This window comes from Pseudomonas sp. FSL L8-0168, from assembly GCF_037976155.1.
In the GTDB taxonomy this organism is placed as follows: domain Bacteria; phylum Pseudomonadota; class Gammaproteobacteria; order Pseudomonadales; family Pseudomonadaceae; genus Aquipseudomonas; species Aquipseudomonas paracarnis.
On record NZ_CP150262.1, the window covers coordinates 3011852 to 3029051 of the forward strand.

Sequence of the window (17200 nt, forward strand, 5' to 3'; positions counted from 1 at the left end):
GGCAAGCCAGTTCCCACAGTTTGATCGTATTTCAATCTGGCAGCCGATTCGGCTGCGCCACTCCCGTTTTCAGCTTTCTTGGCTGAACCACCCCGCCGTTTCAGCCGGGATCCTTTCCCCGCAACGCACACAATAGCGGCACAAGATCCCCAACGGACCCGTGCCCCCATGCAAACCACCAACACCGTCCTGATGATCCGCCCGGCGCGCTTTGCCTTCAACCCGGATACCGCGATCAACAACCGTTTCCAACGCCCGCCGCTGGACCCGCTCAGTGCACAGCACAAAGCGCTGGAGGAGTTCGACGGTTATGTCGACACCCTGCGCCAGCATGGCGTGGAGGTGCTGGTGGTGCAGGACACGCCGGCGCCCCATACGCCCGACTCGATCTTCCCCAACAACTGGTGGAGCAGCCATGCCGACGGCAGCCTGGTGCTCTACCCCATGGAAGGCCAGAACCGCCGACTGGAGCGCAACAAGGGCGTGCTGCAAGTTTTGGAGCAGCGCTTTGCGATCAACACCACCATCGATCTCAGCCACTTGGAACAACAGAACATCTTCCTGGAAGGCACCGGCAGCATGGTACTCGACCGCCAGCACCGCATCAGCTACGCCTGCCATTCGGGGCGCACCCACCACGCGGCCCTGCGCCAGTTTGCCGAACGCCTCGACTACCAACTCTGCGTGTTCCACGCCCTGGACCGCCACCAGGCACCCATCTACCACAGCAACGTGATGATGAGCGTTGGCCGCGACCTCGCGGTGGTGTGCCTGCAGGCCCTGCCCGACGACCGCGAACGCCTGGCCCTGGAACGCTCCCTGCGTGATACCGGCAAAGACATCCTCAGCCTGGACTTCGACCAGCTGGAAGCCTTCGCCGGCAACATGCTGGAAGTCCACGACCGTGACGGCCAGCCGTTGCTGGTGATGTCCGCCAGTGCCTGGGGCGCTCTGCATCCGGCGCAGCGTCAGCATGTGGAACGCCATACGCGGCCGGTGGTGGTGAATATCGACAACATCGAACGCATCGGCGGCGGCAGTGCCCGCTGCATGCTGGCTGAAGTGCATCTGCCGGCCCGTCCCTCATTTCAATAAGGAGTCTTGCCATGACCCGTTATATCGACGTCAACGACCTCAGCTACCTGGTTTCGCAAAAAGGCCTGCAAACCTGCATCACCGAAATGGCCGACTACATTCGCGCCGACTACCTGCGCTGGCAGGATTTCGAGAAATGCGCGCGCCTGGCCAACCATTCACCGGATGGGGTGATCGAGCTGATGCCGGTGTCCGACGCCTCGCTGTACGCCTTCAAGTACGTCAACGGCCACCCGAAAAACACCCTGGCCGGCATGCTCACCGTGATGGCGTTCGGTGCCTTGGGCGACGTCGACACCGGTAAACCGGTGCTGCTGGCGGAAATGACCCTGACCACTGCGATCCGCACCGCCGCCACCTCGGCCCTGGTCGCCCGCTACCTGGCCCGCGCCAACAGCCGCAGCATGGCGCTGATCGGCAACGGCTGCCAAAGCGAATTCCAGGCCCTGGCCTTCCACGCCATGCTCGGTATTACTGAAATCCGCCTGTTCGACATCGACCCCCAGGCCACCGCCAAGCTCGCCGCCAACCTCAAGGCGTTCCCGGCGATCAAGGTGATCCTGGCCGCCAGCGTCGCCGAGGCAGTCAAAGGCGCGGACATTGTCACCACCGTGACTGCGGACAAAGCCTACGCCACCATCCTGACTGACGAGATGATCGAGCCAGGCATGCACCTCAATGCCGTGGGCGGTGACTGCCCGGGCAAGACCGAGCTGGACCGCCGCATCGTCGAGCGCGCTCGGGTGATCGTCGAGTACGAACCGCAAAGCCGCATCGAAGGTGAAATCCAGCATATGCCGGAAGATTCGCCGGTCACCGAGCTGTGGCAAGTGATCAACGGCCAACAGCCGGGCCGCGAAAATGACCGCCAAATTACCCTGTTCGACTCGGTGGGTTTTGCCATCGAAGACTACTCGGCCCTGCGCTATGTATTGGACGTGGCCAAAGCCTTGGATGTGGGCAGCGAGCTGGAGCTGGTGCCGGACCTGGCCGACCCGAAAAACCTGTTCGCACGCCTGGCCCAGCAACCTGTGGTACAGCATAAAAAGCGCGCCTGAAACCGCTCTGGCCTGCCGCTTTGCGACCAGGGCAGGCCAGATTCTAGTGGGTTAAAAGCCGATTTTGCCGGTGCCACAGCCGATTCCGCTGCATTGCTTGTTTTAACAGCGCAATTTGCGCTTTGCGCAGGGGGTAAACGACACAAAAAACGCACCACCATGAAGCATTCTCTGCTCCCAGTTATTCACTGCCCCTGACATCAATTACAAAATATAGGGACCGACACATGACTCCTCTGCGATCACTCTTCGCTGCGTTGCTGTTGCCACTGTGCGCCACTGCTGCCCACGCCCAGGACTGGAAAGAAATCCGGTTTGGCGTGTTCCCCGAATACCCGCCCTTCGAATCTGTCGCCGCCGACGGCAGCCTGCAAGGGTTCGATATCGAACTGGGCAACGCTATCTGCGCCAAGCTCGAAGTGAAATGCACCTGGGTGCACAACGAATTCGACGGCATGATCCCGGCCCTGCGTGCGCGCAAGTTCGACGCGATCATGTCCTCCATGGCCGTGACCCCGGCTCGTGAGAAAGTCATCGACTTCACCGACCGCCTGTTCCTCAGCCCCACCTCGGTGATCACCCGCAAAAACGCCACCTTCGGTGACACCCCCGAGTCGCTGAACGGCAAGCACGTTGGCGTGCTGCAAGGCTCGTTGCAGGAAGCCTATGCCCGCGCACACCTGGCCAAGCTCGGTGCACAGATCAAGGCATACCAGTCCCAGGAACAGAACTACGCCGACCTGCAAAACGGCCGCCTCGACGCCACCCTGACGGACAAGCTCGAAGCCCAGCTCAACTTCCTGTCCAAGCCCGAAGGCGCCGACTTCAAGACCGGCCCGGCCTTCAAGGACCCGACCCTGCCTCTGGACATCGCCATGGGCCTGCGCAAAAACGACCAGGCGTTGCGTGAGCTGATCAACAAGGGCATCGCCGCCGTCCAGGCCGATGGCACTTACGCACAGATCCAGAAGAAATACTTTGGCGATCAGGACATCTACAACGAGTAACCGGCAACCCGTGCCCCTGTGGGAGCGGGCTTGTTGTGACGAGGGAGCTAGCTCCCGCTGGGGTGCGAAGCGCCCCCAAAAAGCCGGCGCCAGCTGCGCTGTCGAACGGGAGCAAGCTCCCTCGCCACAACAAGCCAGCTCCCACAGTAAATCCGTGCACTCCTTCGAGATCTTCCCCATGAACGACCTCCTCAACCTGCAAGGCTACGGCCCCATGCTGGCCCAGGGTGCCTGGATGACGCTCAAGCTGGCGTTCCTCGCCCTGGCCCTGAGCCTTACCCTGGGCCTGGTCGCCGCGGGCGCCAAACTCTCCAGCGCCAAATGGCTGCGCGTGCCGGCCACGCTCTACACCACGTTGATCCGCAGCGTGCCGGACTTGGTGCTGATCCTGTTGATCTTCTACAGCCTGCAACTGTGGCTCAACGACCTGACCGAAGCGTTCGGCTGGGACTACGTTGAAATCGACCCGTTTACCGCCGGAGTGATCACCCTGGGCTTTATTTACGGCGCGTATTTCACCGAAAACTTCCGAGGCGCGATCCTCAGTGTGCCGGCCGGCCAACTGGAAGCCGCCACCGCCTACGGCTTGAGCCGCTGGCAGCGCTTTCACCTGGTGCTGTTCCCGCAACTGATGCGCTTTGCCCTGCCGGGCCTGGGCAATAACTGGCTGGTGCTGCTCAAGTCCACGGCGCTGGTGTCAATCATCGGCCTGTCAGACCTGGTCAAGGCCGCGCAGAACGCCGGCAAGTCCACCAGCGAGCCGCTGTACTTCCTGATCCTCGCGGGCCTGGTGTACCTGGTGATTACCACCCTCTCCAACCGCATCTTCAAGCGCCTGGAACGGCGCTATAACCTGGGCATCAAGGGGATGGCGCGATGATCGAACTGTTCCAGCAATACGGCCTGGCCTACCTGTTCAGCGATGGCAGCGGCTTGTCCGGTGTCGCCATGACCTTGTGGCTGTTCATTATCTCGGTAGTGCTGGGCTTTGGCCTGTCGATCCCACTGGCGCTGGCACGCGTCTCAGAGCATTTCTGGCTGCGCTGGCCGGTGGAGGTTTACACCTACCTGTTCCGTGGCACGCCCCTGTATATCCAACTGCTGATTTGCTACACCGGGCTGTACAGCCTGGAAGTGGTGCAGGACAACGCCCTGCTCAACCAGTTTTTCCGCAATGCGCTGAACTGCACACTGTTGGCGTTTGTGCTCAACACCTGCGCCTACACCGTGGAAATCTTCGCCGGGGCAATCCGCAACATTCCCCATGGCGAGATCGAAGCGGCACGCGCCTATGGCCTGCACGGCTGGCGGCTGAACCTGTTTGTGATCGTGCCCGCCGCATTGCGTCGCGCCCTGCCGGCCTACAGCAATGAAATGATCCTGATGCTGCACGCCACGTCACTGGCGTTTACCGCCACCGTCGCCGACATCCTCAAGGTCGCCCGCGATGCCAATGCCGAGACGTTCCTGACCTTCCAGGCCTTCGGCATCGCCGCCCTGCTCTACATGCTGCTGTCCTTTGCACTGGTGGGCCTGTTCAGGCTGGCCGAACGTCGCTGGATGCGCTTTCTTGTTCCTACCCGAGGCTAACCCATGAATCAGTCCGCGCAGGCCCTGGCCGCTTATCCAATGGATATACCCGTCGGCAAAACCGCCACGGCGGCCATCAAGCTGCAAGTCGAAGGTATCCATAAACGCTACGGCGAACACGAAGTGCTCAAGGGCGTGTCCCTCAACGCACGCCAGGGCGATGTGATCAGCTTGATCGGCGCCAGCGGCTCGGGCAAAAGCACGATGCTGCGGTGCATCAACTTTCTGGAACAGCCTGACGCCGGGGTGATCACCCTGGACGGCATCAGCATCGAAATGCAACCAGGCCGCGCCGGCACCCGTGCGCCGCACCAGGCGCAACTGCAAAACCTGCGCACGCGCCTGGCCATGGTGTTCCAGCACTTCAACCTGTGGAGCCACATGACCGTGCTGGAAAACATCACCATGGCCCCGCGCCGGGTGCTGAACGTGAGCGCCGCCGAAGCCGAGAAACGTGCGCGGCTGTACCTGGACAAGGTCGGCCTGCCGAGCCGCGTGGCGGACCAATACCCGGCGTTCCTGTCCGGTGGCCAGCAGCAGCGCGTGGCCATTGCGCGGGCGCTGGCAATGGAACCGGAGATTATCCTGTTCGATGAACCCACCTCGGCCCTGGACCCGGAACTTGTAGGAGAAGTGCTCAAAGTCATACAGACGTTGGCCGAGGAAGGTCGTACCATGCTGATGGTCACCCACGAAATGGGCTTTGCCCGCCAGGTGTCCAGCCAAGTGCTGTTCCTGCACCAGGGCCGAGTCGAAGAACACGGCGGCGCCGAGATCCTCGACCATCCCACCAGCGAACGCTTGCAGCAATTTCTTTCCAACCGTTTGAAGTGAACTCATGGATACCAAGGCCCACGGACCCCATTCTTCCCCTACGCTGGATCGCATCGACGAAGCGATCATCGACGTACTCAGGCATCAGGGGCGTATTACCTACGAAAAGCTCTCGTCGCTGGTACACCTCACCCCCAGGCCCTGCCTGGAACGGGTGCGCAAGCTGGAACGACGCGGGGTGATCCGTGGGTATGGGGCGATCATCGATGTGCAGATGGTCTCACCGGGGCTGTCACTGCTGGTGCTGGTGGCCTTGTCCAACCAAAGCGGGCGCTCGGCGCAAAAGGCCTTCGAAGCCTGCGTGAAAGCCTGCCCGCAGGTATTCGAATGCCAGTTGATCAGCGGGCCATTCGACTACAGCCTGCGCATGCGCTGCCGGGATATGGAACATTACCGGGTGCTGACCGAGACCTGGTTGAACAATGATGAGTTGCACATTGATAAGCTGGTGGCGCATCCGGAGTTGGCGGTGGTCAAGAACACCGCGACCGAACTGGCCTGAACCAGCTAGCTCGTTCCCACGCTCTGCGTGGGAATGCATCCAATGACGCTCCGCGTCACAACTTCAAGAGCAGACGCGGAGCGTCCAGGGGTGGCATTCCCACGCAGAGCGTGGGAACGATCAATCAGTCACCCCACATCTGACGGGTCGACCGCTATCGCAGGCAAGCCAGCTCCCACATTGACCGGGTTTGCAATTCTTTTGCCTGGCTTGGCACCCACCAGCTTCGCCTGCCCATCCTTCTGCTTGCCCATACGCGCCTCGCTGATCAGCCCCGGGATCAACTTGCCCTCCGGCAAATTCTTCCAGAAGCGGCTGGGCAAATGCCCTTCCATCACCTTGGGATTCAGCCGCGCCGGGTTGAAGATGTGGCTGTAGTAGGTCAACCACATCGCACTGTGGGGATCTTCAACATTCTGCGCCAGTTGCTGCCAGGCCTCGGGGCACTGGCGCTGATGAATCAATTGCTCGCCGTCGTAATACACCCCGTCCAGGGGCGTGGCGATCATCCAGCGATGGCGACCCATGCGCCCGATAAAATGCTCGCTGGCGCTCTTGAGAATGTCATGGGCCGGCTCATGCCAGGCCACGTACTCCGGCAGTTCCGGCCCTGCCTCGGCCGGCAGCGCGATGAAGCGCACAAACGCGTGCAAGTGGTGGGCCTCCCGGCTGACTTGCTTGATGCGCCGCTGCAACTCGCTGCCAAGCTTGTCACCTGCCAGCATGGCCGTGCGATCACCGTGGCTGACCCGCCATAGTACTTCATACAACAGGCTCCAGCGCTGATCACCTTGATAACAGGCAGCGGACTCCAACAATTGCAACAACGCCTTGGGTATGCGCGCCTGAAACGGCCCCATCCCTGGTGGGATAGGTTCATCGGTAGCGAACAGGTCCGCCGCCTGCACCTCGCCCCAGCTGACCTGGCTGGGGTCGACCTGATGGCTGAGCAACCAGCGGGCCTGTTCGCGCCAGGTGCTGAACAGGTTGTCGCACTCCAGGCTGATCATCCCCACAACCCCATCTGTTGCGGCTGCGGACGGTCCCGCAATTGTTCGCGCAACAACACACTGGTGCTGTCGGCCTGTTGCGGGTGGTAGTCGCTGGTGATGAAAAACGGCTTGGCCTTGGCCAGCACGCAGCGCATGCGCGCCAGGTCTTCGAAGCGGATCTTGCGCTCACGGCGCAGGTCGACCAGGCGCTGGGTGGTGCGCAGGCCGATGCCGGGGATACGTGCGATCAGGGTCGGCTCGGCGCGGTTGAGGTCCAGGGGGAACACCTCGCGATGCTCCAGGGCCCACGCCAGCTTGGGGTCGATATCCAGTGCCAGGTCACCGGGGCCGGCGAACAGCTCATTGGCGCTGAAACCGTAGCTGCGCAGCAGGAAATCAGCCTGGTACAAGCGGTGCTCGCGCATCAAGGGCGGCGCGGCCAGGGGTACGCTTTTCGGGCTGTTGGGGATGGGGCTGAACGCCGAGTAATACACGCGGCGCAGCTTGAAATTACCGTACAACGCCTCGGCACCGTGCAGGATGGTGCTGTCGTCGGTGTCGTCGGCACCGACGATCATCTGCGTGCTCTGCCCGGCCGGGGCAAACCGTGGCGCACGGGGTTCGTTGAGCACCGTCTGTTCGCCGGTGTAGATGGTCTGCATGGCCTGCTTGATCGAGCCGATCTGCTTCTCGGGCGCCAGGGTCTGCAGGCTGGCGTCGGTGGGCAGTTCGATATTCACACTGAGGCGATCGGCATAACGGCCAGCCTCGGCGATCAGGGCCGGGTCGGCATCGGGGATGGTCTTGAGGTGGATATAACCGCGAAAGTCATGCTCTTCGCGCAGCAGTTTGGCGACCCGCACCAGTTGCTCCATGGTGTAGTCCGACGAACGGATGATGCCGGAACTGAGGAACAGCCCACTGACGCAATTGCGCTTGTAGAAATCCAGGGTCAGGGTGACCACCTCCTCCGGGCTGAAGCGCGCACGGGGCACGTCGCTGGAGCGGCGGTTGACGCAGTATTGGCAGTCGTAGAGGCAGAAGTTGGTGAGCAACACCTTGAGCAACGACACGCAACGGCCATCGGGCGTGTAGCTGTGGCAGATGCCCATGCCATTGGTGGAACCCAGCCCCGCCTTGCCCTCGGAACTGCGCTTGGGCGCGCCACTGCTGGCGCAGGACGCATCGTACTTGGCGGCGTCGGCGAGGATGCTGAGTTTTTCGATCAACTGCATGGAGGGCTACCGATACTGGTTTTTTGTACAGTACCAATAGCCACACTTTGTCACAAGTGCCGTCTGTAGGAGCAAGCTCTGGCCACAATAAGCGGATCGGTCAGCTGGCGGTGGCCAGGAGCAGGTCCTGCACCGAACGCGCCTTGCCACGGTGATGGTCCAGCGCATACAACGACGCCGCAATCTCATCCGCCCGAATCGGCAACACCGACAGCAAGGTATCGCTCAAGCCATGGCTGGCCTGGCTGAAGCCCTGGATGTAGATGCCAGCCTTGCAGCGCTCGTCGGTGACGATGCGGTAGTCGCGGGCCACTTCAAAGTCGCCCATGTAGGCTTGCAGCGGCGCCAGCAGTTCACGGTGCATCTGGCGCTCGTAGCCGGTGGCCAGGATTACCGCGTCGTAATGGTTGAGGCTGGTTTCGCCGGTGGCGGTATTGCGCAGGGCCAGTTCGATGCCCAGCGGGCCGGCGGTGGCCTTCTCCACTACGGTCAGGGTGCGGAACGCCTGGCGGGCGATGCCGGAGACTTTCTGGCGGTAGAAAATCCCGTAGATGCGCTCGATCAGGTCCAGGTCCACCACCGAGTAGTTGGTGTTCTGGTACTCGGCGACCAAACGCTCACGCTCGGCACCGACTTGCTGGAACACCAGGTCAGTAAAGGCCGGCGAGAACACTTCGTTGACGAACGGGCTGTCGTCGGCCGGCTTGAGCGCCGAGCCGCGCAGGATCATGTCGACCTGCACCGACGGGAAGCTGTCATTGAGGTCGATAAAGGCTTCGGCCGCGCTCTGGCCACCGCCGATCACGGCGATGCGCATCGGCTTGCCGTCTACGCACGGCTGGCTGGCCATGCGCTCCAGGTACTGGGAATGGTGAAACACCCGGCTATCGCCCTTGAGCGCCTTGAATGCCTCGGGGATGCGCGGTGTGCCGCCGGCGCTGACCACCACCGAACGGGTGGTGCGCACATGCTGCTCGCCCTGGGCATCACGGGAGATCACGCGCAACGCCTCGACCTGCTGCTGATGCAGGATCGGCTCGATGGCCAGCACTTCCTCGCCGTAGTTGGCCTGGGCCTGGAACTGCCCCGCCACCCAGCGCAGGTAGTCGTTGTACTCCATGCGGCAGGGATAGAAGGTGCCCAGGTTGATGAAGTCCACCAAGCGTTCGTGGGCCTTGAGGTAGTTGACGAAGGAGTACGGGCTGGTGGGGTTGCGCAGGGTCACCAGGTCCTTGAGGAAGGAAATCTGCAGTTCGCTCTGGGTCACCAGGGTATTGCCGTGCCAGCGGTAGTCGGCTTGTTTGTCGAGAAACAGCACGTCCAGCTTGCCCTGGGCCTTTTCACGCTCCTGCAGGGCGATGGCCAGCGCCAGGTTCGAAGGGCCGAAACCGATCCCGATCAGGTCATGAACCGCGGGCGAAGCAATTGCCTGTGTCATTCCAGTGTCCTCTGGATAAGCCCCATGGCGGTGGGGCGGGAATACCTTCATGGCCTGAACAACAGGCCGTGTGTTGATAGGAAACGAGGACAGTGAAATAAAATTTAACTAACAGCCGATCAGTGCGCTTCCCACTCGCGCATGCGCACCCGGCAGTGCTTCATCGCATTGACGATGTGTTTTTCCACCAGGCTGCGGGAAATGCACAGGCGTTCGGCGATTTGCACGTGGGACAGGCCTTCGAGTTTGCGCAACAGGAAACTGTCGCGACAGGCCGCCGGCAACTCGGCCAAGGCGCGCTCGAGCATCTCCAGGCGCTGGCCCTGGTGGTGGCTGGTGTGGGGGGAACAGGCGGCGAAGCGCTCTTCGCTGTCTAGCACCTCAAGAGGCTCGGACTGACGCAAGGCATTACGCCGATGGCCGTCGATCACCAGGTTCAGTGCCGTGCGGTAAAGAAACGCGCGAGGCTGCTCGATTGGCGTATCGCTTACGCGCTCCAGCACCCGCACATAGGCGTCATGCACCACATCTTCGGCCACCTGGCGGTTACCCAGCTTGGCGTTCAGGAAACACACCAGCTCGCGATAGTAGTTTTCCAACATGACTCCTGAGCACCTCCCGGTGGTGTTGATCCTGTAGGAGCGTGCTTGCTCGCCAAGAACCTGAGGGCACATCGTTTTATCTGGATGCACGCGTTATCGTTGACGTTTTCGCGAGCGAACTTGCTCCCAACAGACAGCCATCGATGATGGCAGTTTGAGTATGTGCAATTTATAGTAATTCTCATCTACTTTTAAAGAAGTCTTGCTCCCACGTATGGTTTTTTTCGCCGACGCAGCTGTTACTGCGTATGTAAACGCCTAAATATTCGCGCAATTTTCTCGTATAACAGTCAGCTCTTCGCCACTCGGCCCCCTTTCCCTGGCTGGAACCAAAGCATGAAACGCCCTCGCCCCGCCCGCCTCGCCCTGCTTGCTGTGGTGTGCCTGATCCCCCTCCTTGCAGTGGCAGCCTGGCAGCTGTTGCCGCCAGGTCGAGATAGCTTGCCCACGGTCACTGTCGTGCGCGGCGACATTGAGAACAGTGTCACCGCCCTGGGCACCCTGCAACCGCGACGCTACGTAGACGTCGGCGCCCAGGCCTCCGGACAGATCCGCAAGATCCATGTCGAGGCCGGTGACCAGGTCACGCAAGGCCAGCTACTGGTAGAGATCGACCCTGCCACGCAGCAGGCCAAACTCGACGCCAGCCGCTACGCCATCGAAAACCTCGAGGCCCAGTTGCAGGAGCAAAAAGCCCAGCACGAGCTGGCGCGCCAGAAGTATCAGCGCCAGCAGCGCCTGAGCGCCGGGAATGCCACCCGCGAAGAAGATGTGCAAACCGCCAAGGCCGAACTGAGTGCGACCCAGGCGCGGGTGGACATGTTCAAGGCCCAGATCCGCCAGGCCCAGGCCAGCCTGCGCAGTGACGAGGCCGAACTGGGCTATACGCGGATTTACGCGCCGATGAGCGGCACCGTAGTGGCGGTAGATGCGCGAGTCGGCCAGACGCTCAACGCCCAGCAACAGACGCCGTTGATCCTGCGCATCGCCAAACTGTCGCCGATGACCGTATGGGCCGAAGTGTCCGAAGCCGATATCGGCCACGTCAAACCGGGCATGAGCGCCTATTTCACCACCCTCGCCGGCGGCACCCGGCGCTGGACCAGCACCGTGCGCCAGATCCTGCCGATCCCGCCCAAGCCCCTGAACGAAACCAGCCAAGGCAGTGGCAGCCCCAGCAGTACCAGCAAAACCGGCAGTGGCCGGGTAGTGCTATACACCGTACTGCTGGATGTGGACAACGCTGACAATGCGTTAATGGCCGAAATGACCACCCAGGTGTTTTTCGTCGCCAGCCAGGCCAGGGACGCTCTCACCATCCCGGTCGCAGCGCTGCTCGGCAGCCAAGGCACCGACAAGCAGATCGCGCGGGTCGTGACCAAAAACGGCGCCATCAAGGAGCGAGAAGTACAGCTGGGTATCAGTGACCGCCTGCGGGTTGAAGTGTTGGATGGCCTGGACGAAGGCGATCACCTGTTGATCGGCCCAGCCAGCGGCAGCGGGGGTTGATGTGACCACGCCACTGATCGAACTCAAGAACATCCGCAAATCCTACGGCGGCGGCGACAGCCCGCAGGTCGACGTATTGCGTGGGATCGACCTGTCGATCCATGCAGGAGAGTTCGTTGCCATCGTCGGCGCCTCCGGCTCCGGCAAATCCACACTGATGAACATCCTCGGCTGCCTCGACCGCCCCACCGTGGGCGACTACCTGTTCGCAGGGGAAAACGTCGCGCACCTGGACAGCGACGCACTGGCCTGGCTGCGCCGCGAAGCCTTTGGTTTCGTGTTCCAGGGCTACCACCTGATCCCGTCCGGCTCGGCCCAGGAAAACGTTGAGATGCCGGCGATCTATGCGGGTATCAGCGCTGCCGAACGCCATGCCCGTGCCAAGGCTCTGCTGACCCGCCTGGGCCTGGCCGATCGCACCAACAACCGCCCGCACCAGCTCTCCGGTGGTCAGCAACAGCGCGTCTCGATTGCCCGGGCGTTGATGAACGGCGGGCATATAATCCTTGCCGACGAACCCACCGGGGCCCTCGACAGCCACAGCGGTGCCGAGGTGATGGTGCTGCTGGATGAATTGGCGAGCCAGGGCCATGTGGTTATCCTCATTACCCACGACCGCGAAGTCGCGGCGCATGCCAACCGCATCATTGAGATCAGCGACGGCCGGATCATCAGCGATTCGGCGTTGAGTACCCCCCACGTGCCCGTCACGGCCGGCAGCGACGCATTGCAAGCCGTGGATCTGCGCCAGCGCCTGGCCGACGGTGCCGAACACAATGGTGCCTGGAAAGCCGAGCTGCTGGACGCGGTGCAGGCAGCCTGGCGGGTCATGTGGATCAACCGCTTCCGCACCGCGCTGACGCTGCTGGGGATCATCATCGGCGTGGCGTCGGTGGTAGTGATGCTGGCGGTGGGCGAAGGCAGCAAGCGTCAGGTCATGGCGCAGATGGCGGCCTTCGGCTCCAACATCATCTATCTGAGCGGCTTTTCGCCTAACCCGCGCACACCGGCAGGTATCGTGACCCTCAATGATGTGGCGGCATTGGCTACATTGCCCCAGGTCAAGCGCATCATGCCGGTGAACGGCACCTACGCCGGCGTGCGCTTCGGCAACGTCGACTACATGGCCTATGTGGGCGGCAACGACACCAACTTCCCGGACATCTTCAACTGGCCAGTGGCCCAAGGTAGCTACTTTACCGAAGCCGACGAACGCGCCGGGGCCACGGTGGCGGTGATCGGCCATCGCGTGCGCGAAAAACTGTTCAAAGGCCAGCTAGACCCCATCGGCCAATACATCCTGATCGAAAACGTGCCCTTCCAGGTGATTGGCGTGTTGGCGGAAAAAGGCTCCAGCTCCGGGATGCAAGACAGCGACGACCGTGTCGCCATTCCCTATACCGCCGCCAGCGTGCGCCTGTTCGGCACCTATAATCCCGAATACGTTGTCATTGCCGCCGCCGATGCACGCAAGGTGCAAGAGGCCGAGCAAGCCATCAGTCAGCTTATGCAAAAGCTGCACGGCGGCAAACGCGACTTCCACCTGACCAACGACGCAGCGATGATCCAGGCCGAAGCACGGACCCAGAACACCCTGTCGCTGATGCTCGGCTCGATTGCAGCGATTTCCCTGCTGGTGGGCGGCATCGGCGTGATGAACATCATGTTGATGACCGTGCGCGAACGCACCCGTGAAATCGGCATCCGCATGGCCACCGGGGCACGCCAGCGCGACATCCTGCGCCAGTTTCTCACCGAGGCGGTGATGCTCTCGGTGGTCGGCGGCCTGTTTGGTATTGCCCTGGCATTGCTGGTAGGCGGCGTGCTGGTGCTGGCTGAAGTGGCGGTACAGTTTTCCCTGGTGGCGGTGCTCGGCGCGTTTGGCTGTGCGCTGGTCACCGGCGTCGTATTCGGCTTCATGCCGGCCCGTAAAGCTGCCCGGCTTGATCCGGTTAAGGCGTTGACCAGTGAATAAACGATCTCTCACTCCACAACTGTCAGCGCTCAGTGTGTGCCTGTTGCTCACGGCCTGCGGCACTAACCCGCCCGCCATCGACAGTGGCCTTGCTGCGCCCGCCGCCTGGCATTTTGCCGAACGCGAAGCGACCCAAGCCATCAACCAACGTTGGTGGACGCAGTTTGGCAGCCCGGCGCTGAACCGCCTGATCGACCAGGCCCGCCGTGACAGCTTCGACGTGGCGGCGGCCATGGCGCGTGTCCGCCAGGCCCAGGCCACGGCGGTAATTGCCGGTGCACCATTGTTGCCGGAACTGAAGTTCAACCTCAGCGCCAGCCGTCAACGGCTGTTGCGCGGCAGCGGCAACTCGGAGCTGGACGCCACCGAGAGCAACAGGACTGTCAACAACTATGACGCCAACCTCACGGCCAGCTACGAAATCGACTTCTGGGGTGGCCGCGCCGCTGCCCGCGACAGCGCCGTGCACAGCTTGCACGCCAGTGAGTTCGATCAGGCCAACGTGGAGCTGACCCTGCTCAGCAACGTCGCCGACCGCTACGCGCAAACCCTGGCCGCACGCCAGCGCCTGCAGATTGCCGAGCTCAACCTGGCGAATGCGCGCAATGTGCTGAACCTGGTGCAGACCCGCCACGACGCAGGTTCCGCCACGGCCCTGGAACTGGCACAACAGAAAAGCCTGGTGGCCGGTCAGCAACGGCAACTGCCGCTGATCGAGCAATCGGCCGAAGAATCGCAGATCACCCTCGCCGCCTTGCTCGGCCAACCCGTGCAGGCCCTGGAGCTAGGCACAGAACCCTTTCAGGCATTGACTTGGCCAAGTATCGGGCCTGGCGTGCCCAGCCAGTTATTGAGCCGGCGCCCCGACCTCGCCCAGGCTGAGGCCCAGTTGGCGGCGGCCAGCGCCGACGTCACGGTGGCCCGTGCGGCCATGCTACCGACGGTGACGTTGGGCGCAACGCTCGGCTCAGGCGCGTCCAAGGCTGAAGAGATCCTGCGCAGTCCCTTCTACACCCTGACCTCGGGCCTGATGGCGCCGATTTTCAATAATGGCCGGCTGAGCGCCGAGCGCGACAAGGCTCGGGCACGCCAGGATGAACTGCTGCAAACCTACCGTGGGGCGATCATCAACGGCTTTGCCGATGTGGAAAAAGCCCTCAGCAGCATCACCCGCCTGGACCAGCAACGCCAGTGGCAAACCGAAGAGCTGCAACAGGCGCAGGCCGCCTTCCAGATTGCCCAAAGCCGCTATGAAGCCGGCGCCGAAGACCTGCTCACGGTACTGCAAACCCAGCGCACCCTGTACGACGCCCAAGACCAGAACGTGCTACTGCGCCTGTCGCGCCTGCAAGCCAGCATCGCCCTGTACAAGGCATTGGGCGGTGGCTGGAACACCGATATCTGATAAACGAAACTCATATTTCTTACACGAGTTGTTTCTTCACCTTACATTTTCCACCCCAAGGTCCTTGGTAAAAAAGCCGTTATCACACGGATGCCCAGGACCTCATGATGAAACCCAGCGCTTTTGTAAACGGCCTGGTCTGCATCGGCTTTTGGCTGATACCAAACCTGGCGTTGGCCGAGCCCTTGATCGCCCCCACCGCGATCGACTGGTTGCTGGACTGCCCACTCACTGCAACAGCGCGCCTGGACCCCGAAGTGGTTGGCCGCACCCAATGCGGCCTGGTCAGCATGCCCCGCGACCATGCCGCCCCCCAGCGCGGCCGCATTCGCCTGAGCGTGACACGGGTAGGCGCACGGCAGCCGCTCAACCGTGAAGGCGTGGTGTTCATCCAGGCCGGCGACCCCCAGCGGGTCAAAGGCGCACCTTTCGTCCTTCACTTGGCCAGCCGCTGGGAGTCGCTTGCCACCACCGCCTATCGCACCCTGGTCGACCGCTACGACGTGATCGAGCTGAGCACCCGCGACCTGCGTCAGGGCAATGCCGTGGAACAGGCCGCCCGGGACATGGAGTACGTGCGCGGGCAATTGGGCGAGGCGCGCCTCAACTACCTGGGCAACGCCGCTGCCACGCGCCTGGGCAACCGCTATGGCACGCTGTTTCCCGAGCGCGTCGGGCGCATGGTGCTGATCAATACCGAGCCAGGCGAAGCGCTCGCCGCTGGTGTCGAGCAGCTCTTGCTCAAGGAGTCGGCACACGCAGGCGCTGACGGCTGTGTGAGCCGCTGGCTAGGGGATTTTCTCGCTTATGGCAAACAGCCGCCGGCGACCGCACGCTGCCTGGATTTGGGCGCCTGGGAATAACCTGCGCATTTACGACCCCTATTCACCGAAAACGACCCCTTGCGTTGACGCACCTGCCCAATCGTTATTAAGTGCTATTTATCCGCATTAATACGATAAATCACCGCCATGCTGAGTCGTCCGTTACGCCGCAAACGCCAGAAGCTGTCCGATGTGATTGTCGAGTCGGTCAAGCGCTCGATCGTCACCGACGCCTTGAAGCCCGGCGATCGCCTGCCCACCGAACGCGAGCTGATGGAAAGCTTCCAGTGTTCCAAGGGTTCGGCACGCGAAGCGCTCAAGGCGTTGGAAGTGGAGGGCCTGGTGAGCACGCGCACCGGCCCCAGTGGCGGGGCGTACTTGAACCAGGCCGGCACCGAGCCGGCCAGCCGCGCCCTGCGCAATTACCTGCATTTCCAGCACCTGGACGGCGAGCAGGTCTACCAACTGCGCAAGGTCATCGAAGTGGAGTTGGCGGTGTCGGTGCTGGGGCGTTTGAGCGAAGACGACTACCTGGCCCTGCAAGCCAACGTGGATTTTTGCAGCGCCCCCGAAGACAGCGAAGCCGGCCAGCGCGAACAACGCCTGGCGGAACTGGAGTTCCACAACCTGCTGGCCCGGGCCTGCCCCAACCCGCTGCTGAGTTTCATGGCGCAGTTCCTCAATGACTTGCTGCGCGACCTGGTGGTGCTGAAAAAGGCCTACAAGCCCAAGCGCAAGCAGTTCGATGCGGCCAACCTCGACTATCACAAGCAACTGCTGATCGCCTTTCGTGCCGGGGATGAAAGCGCGGTGCGCAGCTTGATGCATGAACACATGTGCGATGCCGAACACCACATGACCGCGCTGGAAGGCCAGGTGAGCCCGCACTTCCTCTTGGAGTTCGACCACTCTTAAACACACCAACCATTCAATGTGGGAACCCGTTCAATGTGGGAGCTGGCTTGCCTGCGATGCGGGCGCCTCGGTGTTACAGAGGGACCGAGTAGATGCCATCGCAGGCAAGCCAGCTCCCACATTTGACCCCGTTCCCCCGCGAAATCGAGTTATCCAATAACAAGCCTGCCCACAGGCCCTTGCTCCACCGTATCGCCCTTGCCGCTCCTGCCAATAACT

At 62.1% G+C, this 17200-nt stretch carries 16 protein-coding genes; 12 read left to right on the top strand and 4 right to left on the bottom strand.

The features are described 5' to 3' along the window. Nucleotides 1-168: 168 nt before the first annotated feature. The 7 genes from MHH62_RS13390 to MHH62_RS13420 all read left to right on the top strand — a co-directional run bounded on the left by MHH62_RS13390 (nucleotide 169) and on the right by MHH62_RS13420 (nucleotide 6086). The gene (locus tag MHH62_RS13390) at nucleotides 169-1095 is read left to right on the top strand and encodes an arginine deiminase-related protein (protein ID WP_014719020.1); all 927 of its coding nucleotides are present in this window, start codon (nucleotides 169-171) and stop codon (nucleotides 1093-1095) included. Between the two features lie 11 nt (nucleotides 1096-1106). Beyond that, entirely contained in the window at nucleotides 1107-2153 is a 1047-nt protein-coding gene (locus MHH62_RS13395; RefSeq protein WP_020301301.1) for an ornithine cyclodeaminase, read from the top strand. A 227-nt stretch (nucleotides 2154-2380) separates the two neighbouring features. Then, nucleotides 2381-3160 (top strand): ABC transporter substrate-binding protein, encoded by a 780-nt coding sequence (locus tag MHH62_RS13400; RefSeq protein ID WP_014719022.1) that lies wholly within the window; start codon nucleotides 2381-2383, stop codon nucleotides 3158-3160. 178 nt (nucleotides 3161-3338) lie between these two features. Continuing rightward, nucleotides 3339-4040: an ABC transporter permease gene (locus MHH62_RS13405; protein ID WP_014719023.1), complete on the top strand. Its 702-nt coding sequence runs from the start codon at nucleotides 3339-3341 to the stop codon at nucleotides 4038-4040. Next, nucleotides 4037-4750, top strand: coding sequence for an ABC transporter permease (locus MHH62_RS13410; RefSeq protein ID WP_014719024.1), 714 nt, complete (start codon nucleotides 4037-4039; stop codon nucleotides 4748-4750). The genes MHH62_RS13405 and MHH62_RS13410 overlap by 4 nt, the downstream gene beginning before the upstream one ends. A gap of 3 nt (nucleotides 4751-4753) precedes the next feature. After that, a complete protein-coding gene (locus MHH62_RS13415; RefSeq protein WP_272949497.1) occupies nucleotides 4754-5584 on the top strand; it encodes an ATP-binding cassette domain-containing protein in 831 nt (276 codons plus the stop codon). Between the two features lie 4 nt (nucleotides 5585-5588). Beyond that, entirely contained in the window at nucleotides 5589-6086 is a 498-nt protein-coding gene (locus MHH62_RS13420; protein ID WP_014719026.1) for an Lrp/AsnC family transcriptional regulator, read from the top strand. Between the two features lie 128 nt (nucleotides 6087-6214). Here the strand turns inward: MHH62_RS13420 and MHH62_RS13425 are convergent, their stop codons facing one another. The 4 genes from MHH62_RS13425 to MHH62_RS13440 all read right to left on the bottom strand — a co-directional run bounded on the left by MHH62_RS13425 (nucleotide 6215) and on the right by MHH62_RS13440 (nucleotide 10353). Further along, nucleotides 6215-7096, bottom strand: a complete 882-nt coding sequence (locus MHH62_RS13425) for a TIGR03915 family putative DNA repair protein (protein ID WP_339233021.1) — start codon at nucleotides 7094-7096, stop codon at nucleotides 6215-6217. Beyond that, on the bottom strand, nucleotides 7093-8313 hold the full coding sequence (locus MHH62_RS13430; protein ID WP_014719028.1) for a putative DNA modification/repair radical SAM protein: 1221 nt from the start codon (nucleotides 8311-8313) through the stop codon (nucleotides 7093-7095). Before MHH62_RS13430 ends, MHH62_RS13425 begins: the two co-directional genes overlap by 4 nt. Before the next feature lie 100 nt (nucleotides 8314-8413). Continuing rightward, nucleotides 8414-9751, bottom strand: a complete 1338-nt coding sequence (locus MHH62_RS13435; RefSeq protein WP_014719029.1) for a SidA/IucD/PvdA family monooxygenase — start codon at nucleotides 9749-9751, stop codon at nucleotides 8414-8416. 119 nt (nucleotides 9752-9870) lie between these two features. Continuing rightward, on the bottom strand, nucleotides 9871-10353 hold the full coding sequence (locus MHH62_RS13440) for a sigma-70 family RNA polymerase sigma factor (RefSeq protein ID WP_014719030.1): 483 nt from the start codon (nucleotides 10351-10353) through the stop codon (nucleotides 9871-9873). 336 nt (nucleotides 10354-10689) lie between these two features. On the opposite strand from MHH62_RS13440, the gene MHH62_RS13445 reads away from it, so the two are divergent. From MHH62_RS13445 to MHH62_RS13465, 5 genes are all read left to right on the top strand, one after another. Beyond that, entirely contained in the window at nucleotides 10690-11862 is a 1173-nt protein-coding gene (locus tag MHH62_RS13445) for an efflux RND transporter periplasmic adaptor subunit (protein WP_014719031.1), read from the top strand. A 1-nt stretch (nucleotide 11863) separates the two neighbouring features. Beyond that, nucleotides 11864-13837, top strand: a complete 1974-nt coding sequence (locus MHH62_RS13450; protein ID WP_058410696.1) for a MacB family efflux pump subunit — start codon at nucleotides 11864-11866, stop codon at nucleotides 13835-13837. Then, nucleotides 13830-15242, top strand: coding sequence for an efflux transporter outer membrane subunit (locus MHH62_RS13455; RefSeq protein ID WP_060767048.1), 1413 nt, complete (start codon nucleotides 13830-13832; stop codon nucleotides 15240-15242). The genes MHH62_RS13450 and MHH62_RS13455 overlap by 8 nt, the downstream gene beginning before the upstream one ends. Nucleotides 15243-15349: 107 nt before the next feature. After that, on the top strand, nucleotides 15350-16105 hold the full coding sequence (locus tag MHH62_RS13460; protein WP_339233022.1) for an alpha/beta hydrolase: 756 nt from the start codon (nucleotides 15350-15352) through the stop codon (nucleotides 16103-16105). A 108-nt stretch (nucleotides 16106-16213) separates the two neighbouring features. Beyond that, nucleotides 16214-16981 carry an FCD domain-containing protein gene (locus MHH62_RS13465; RefSeq protein ID WP_014719035.1) on the top strand — a complete coding sequence of 256 codons (768 nt, stop codon included), beginning with the start codon at nucleotides 16214-16216 and terminating at the stop codon, nucleotides 16979-16981. Nucleotides 16982-17200: the final 219 nt, after the last annotated feature.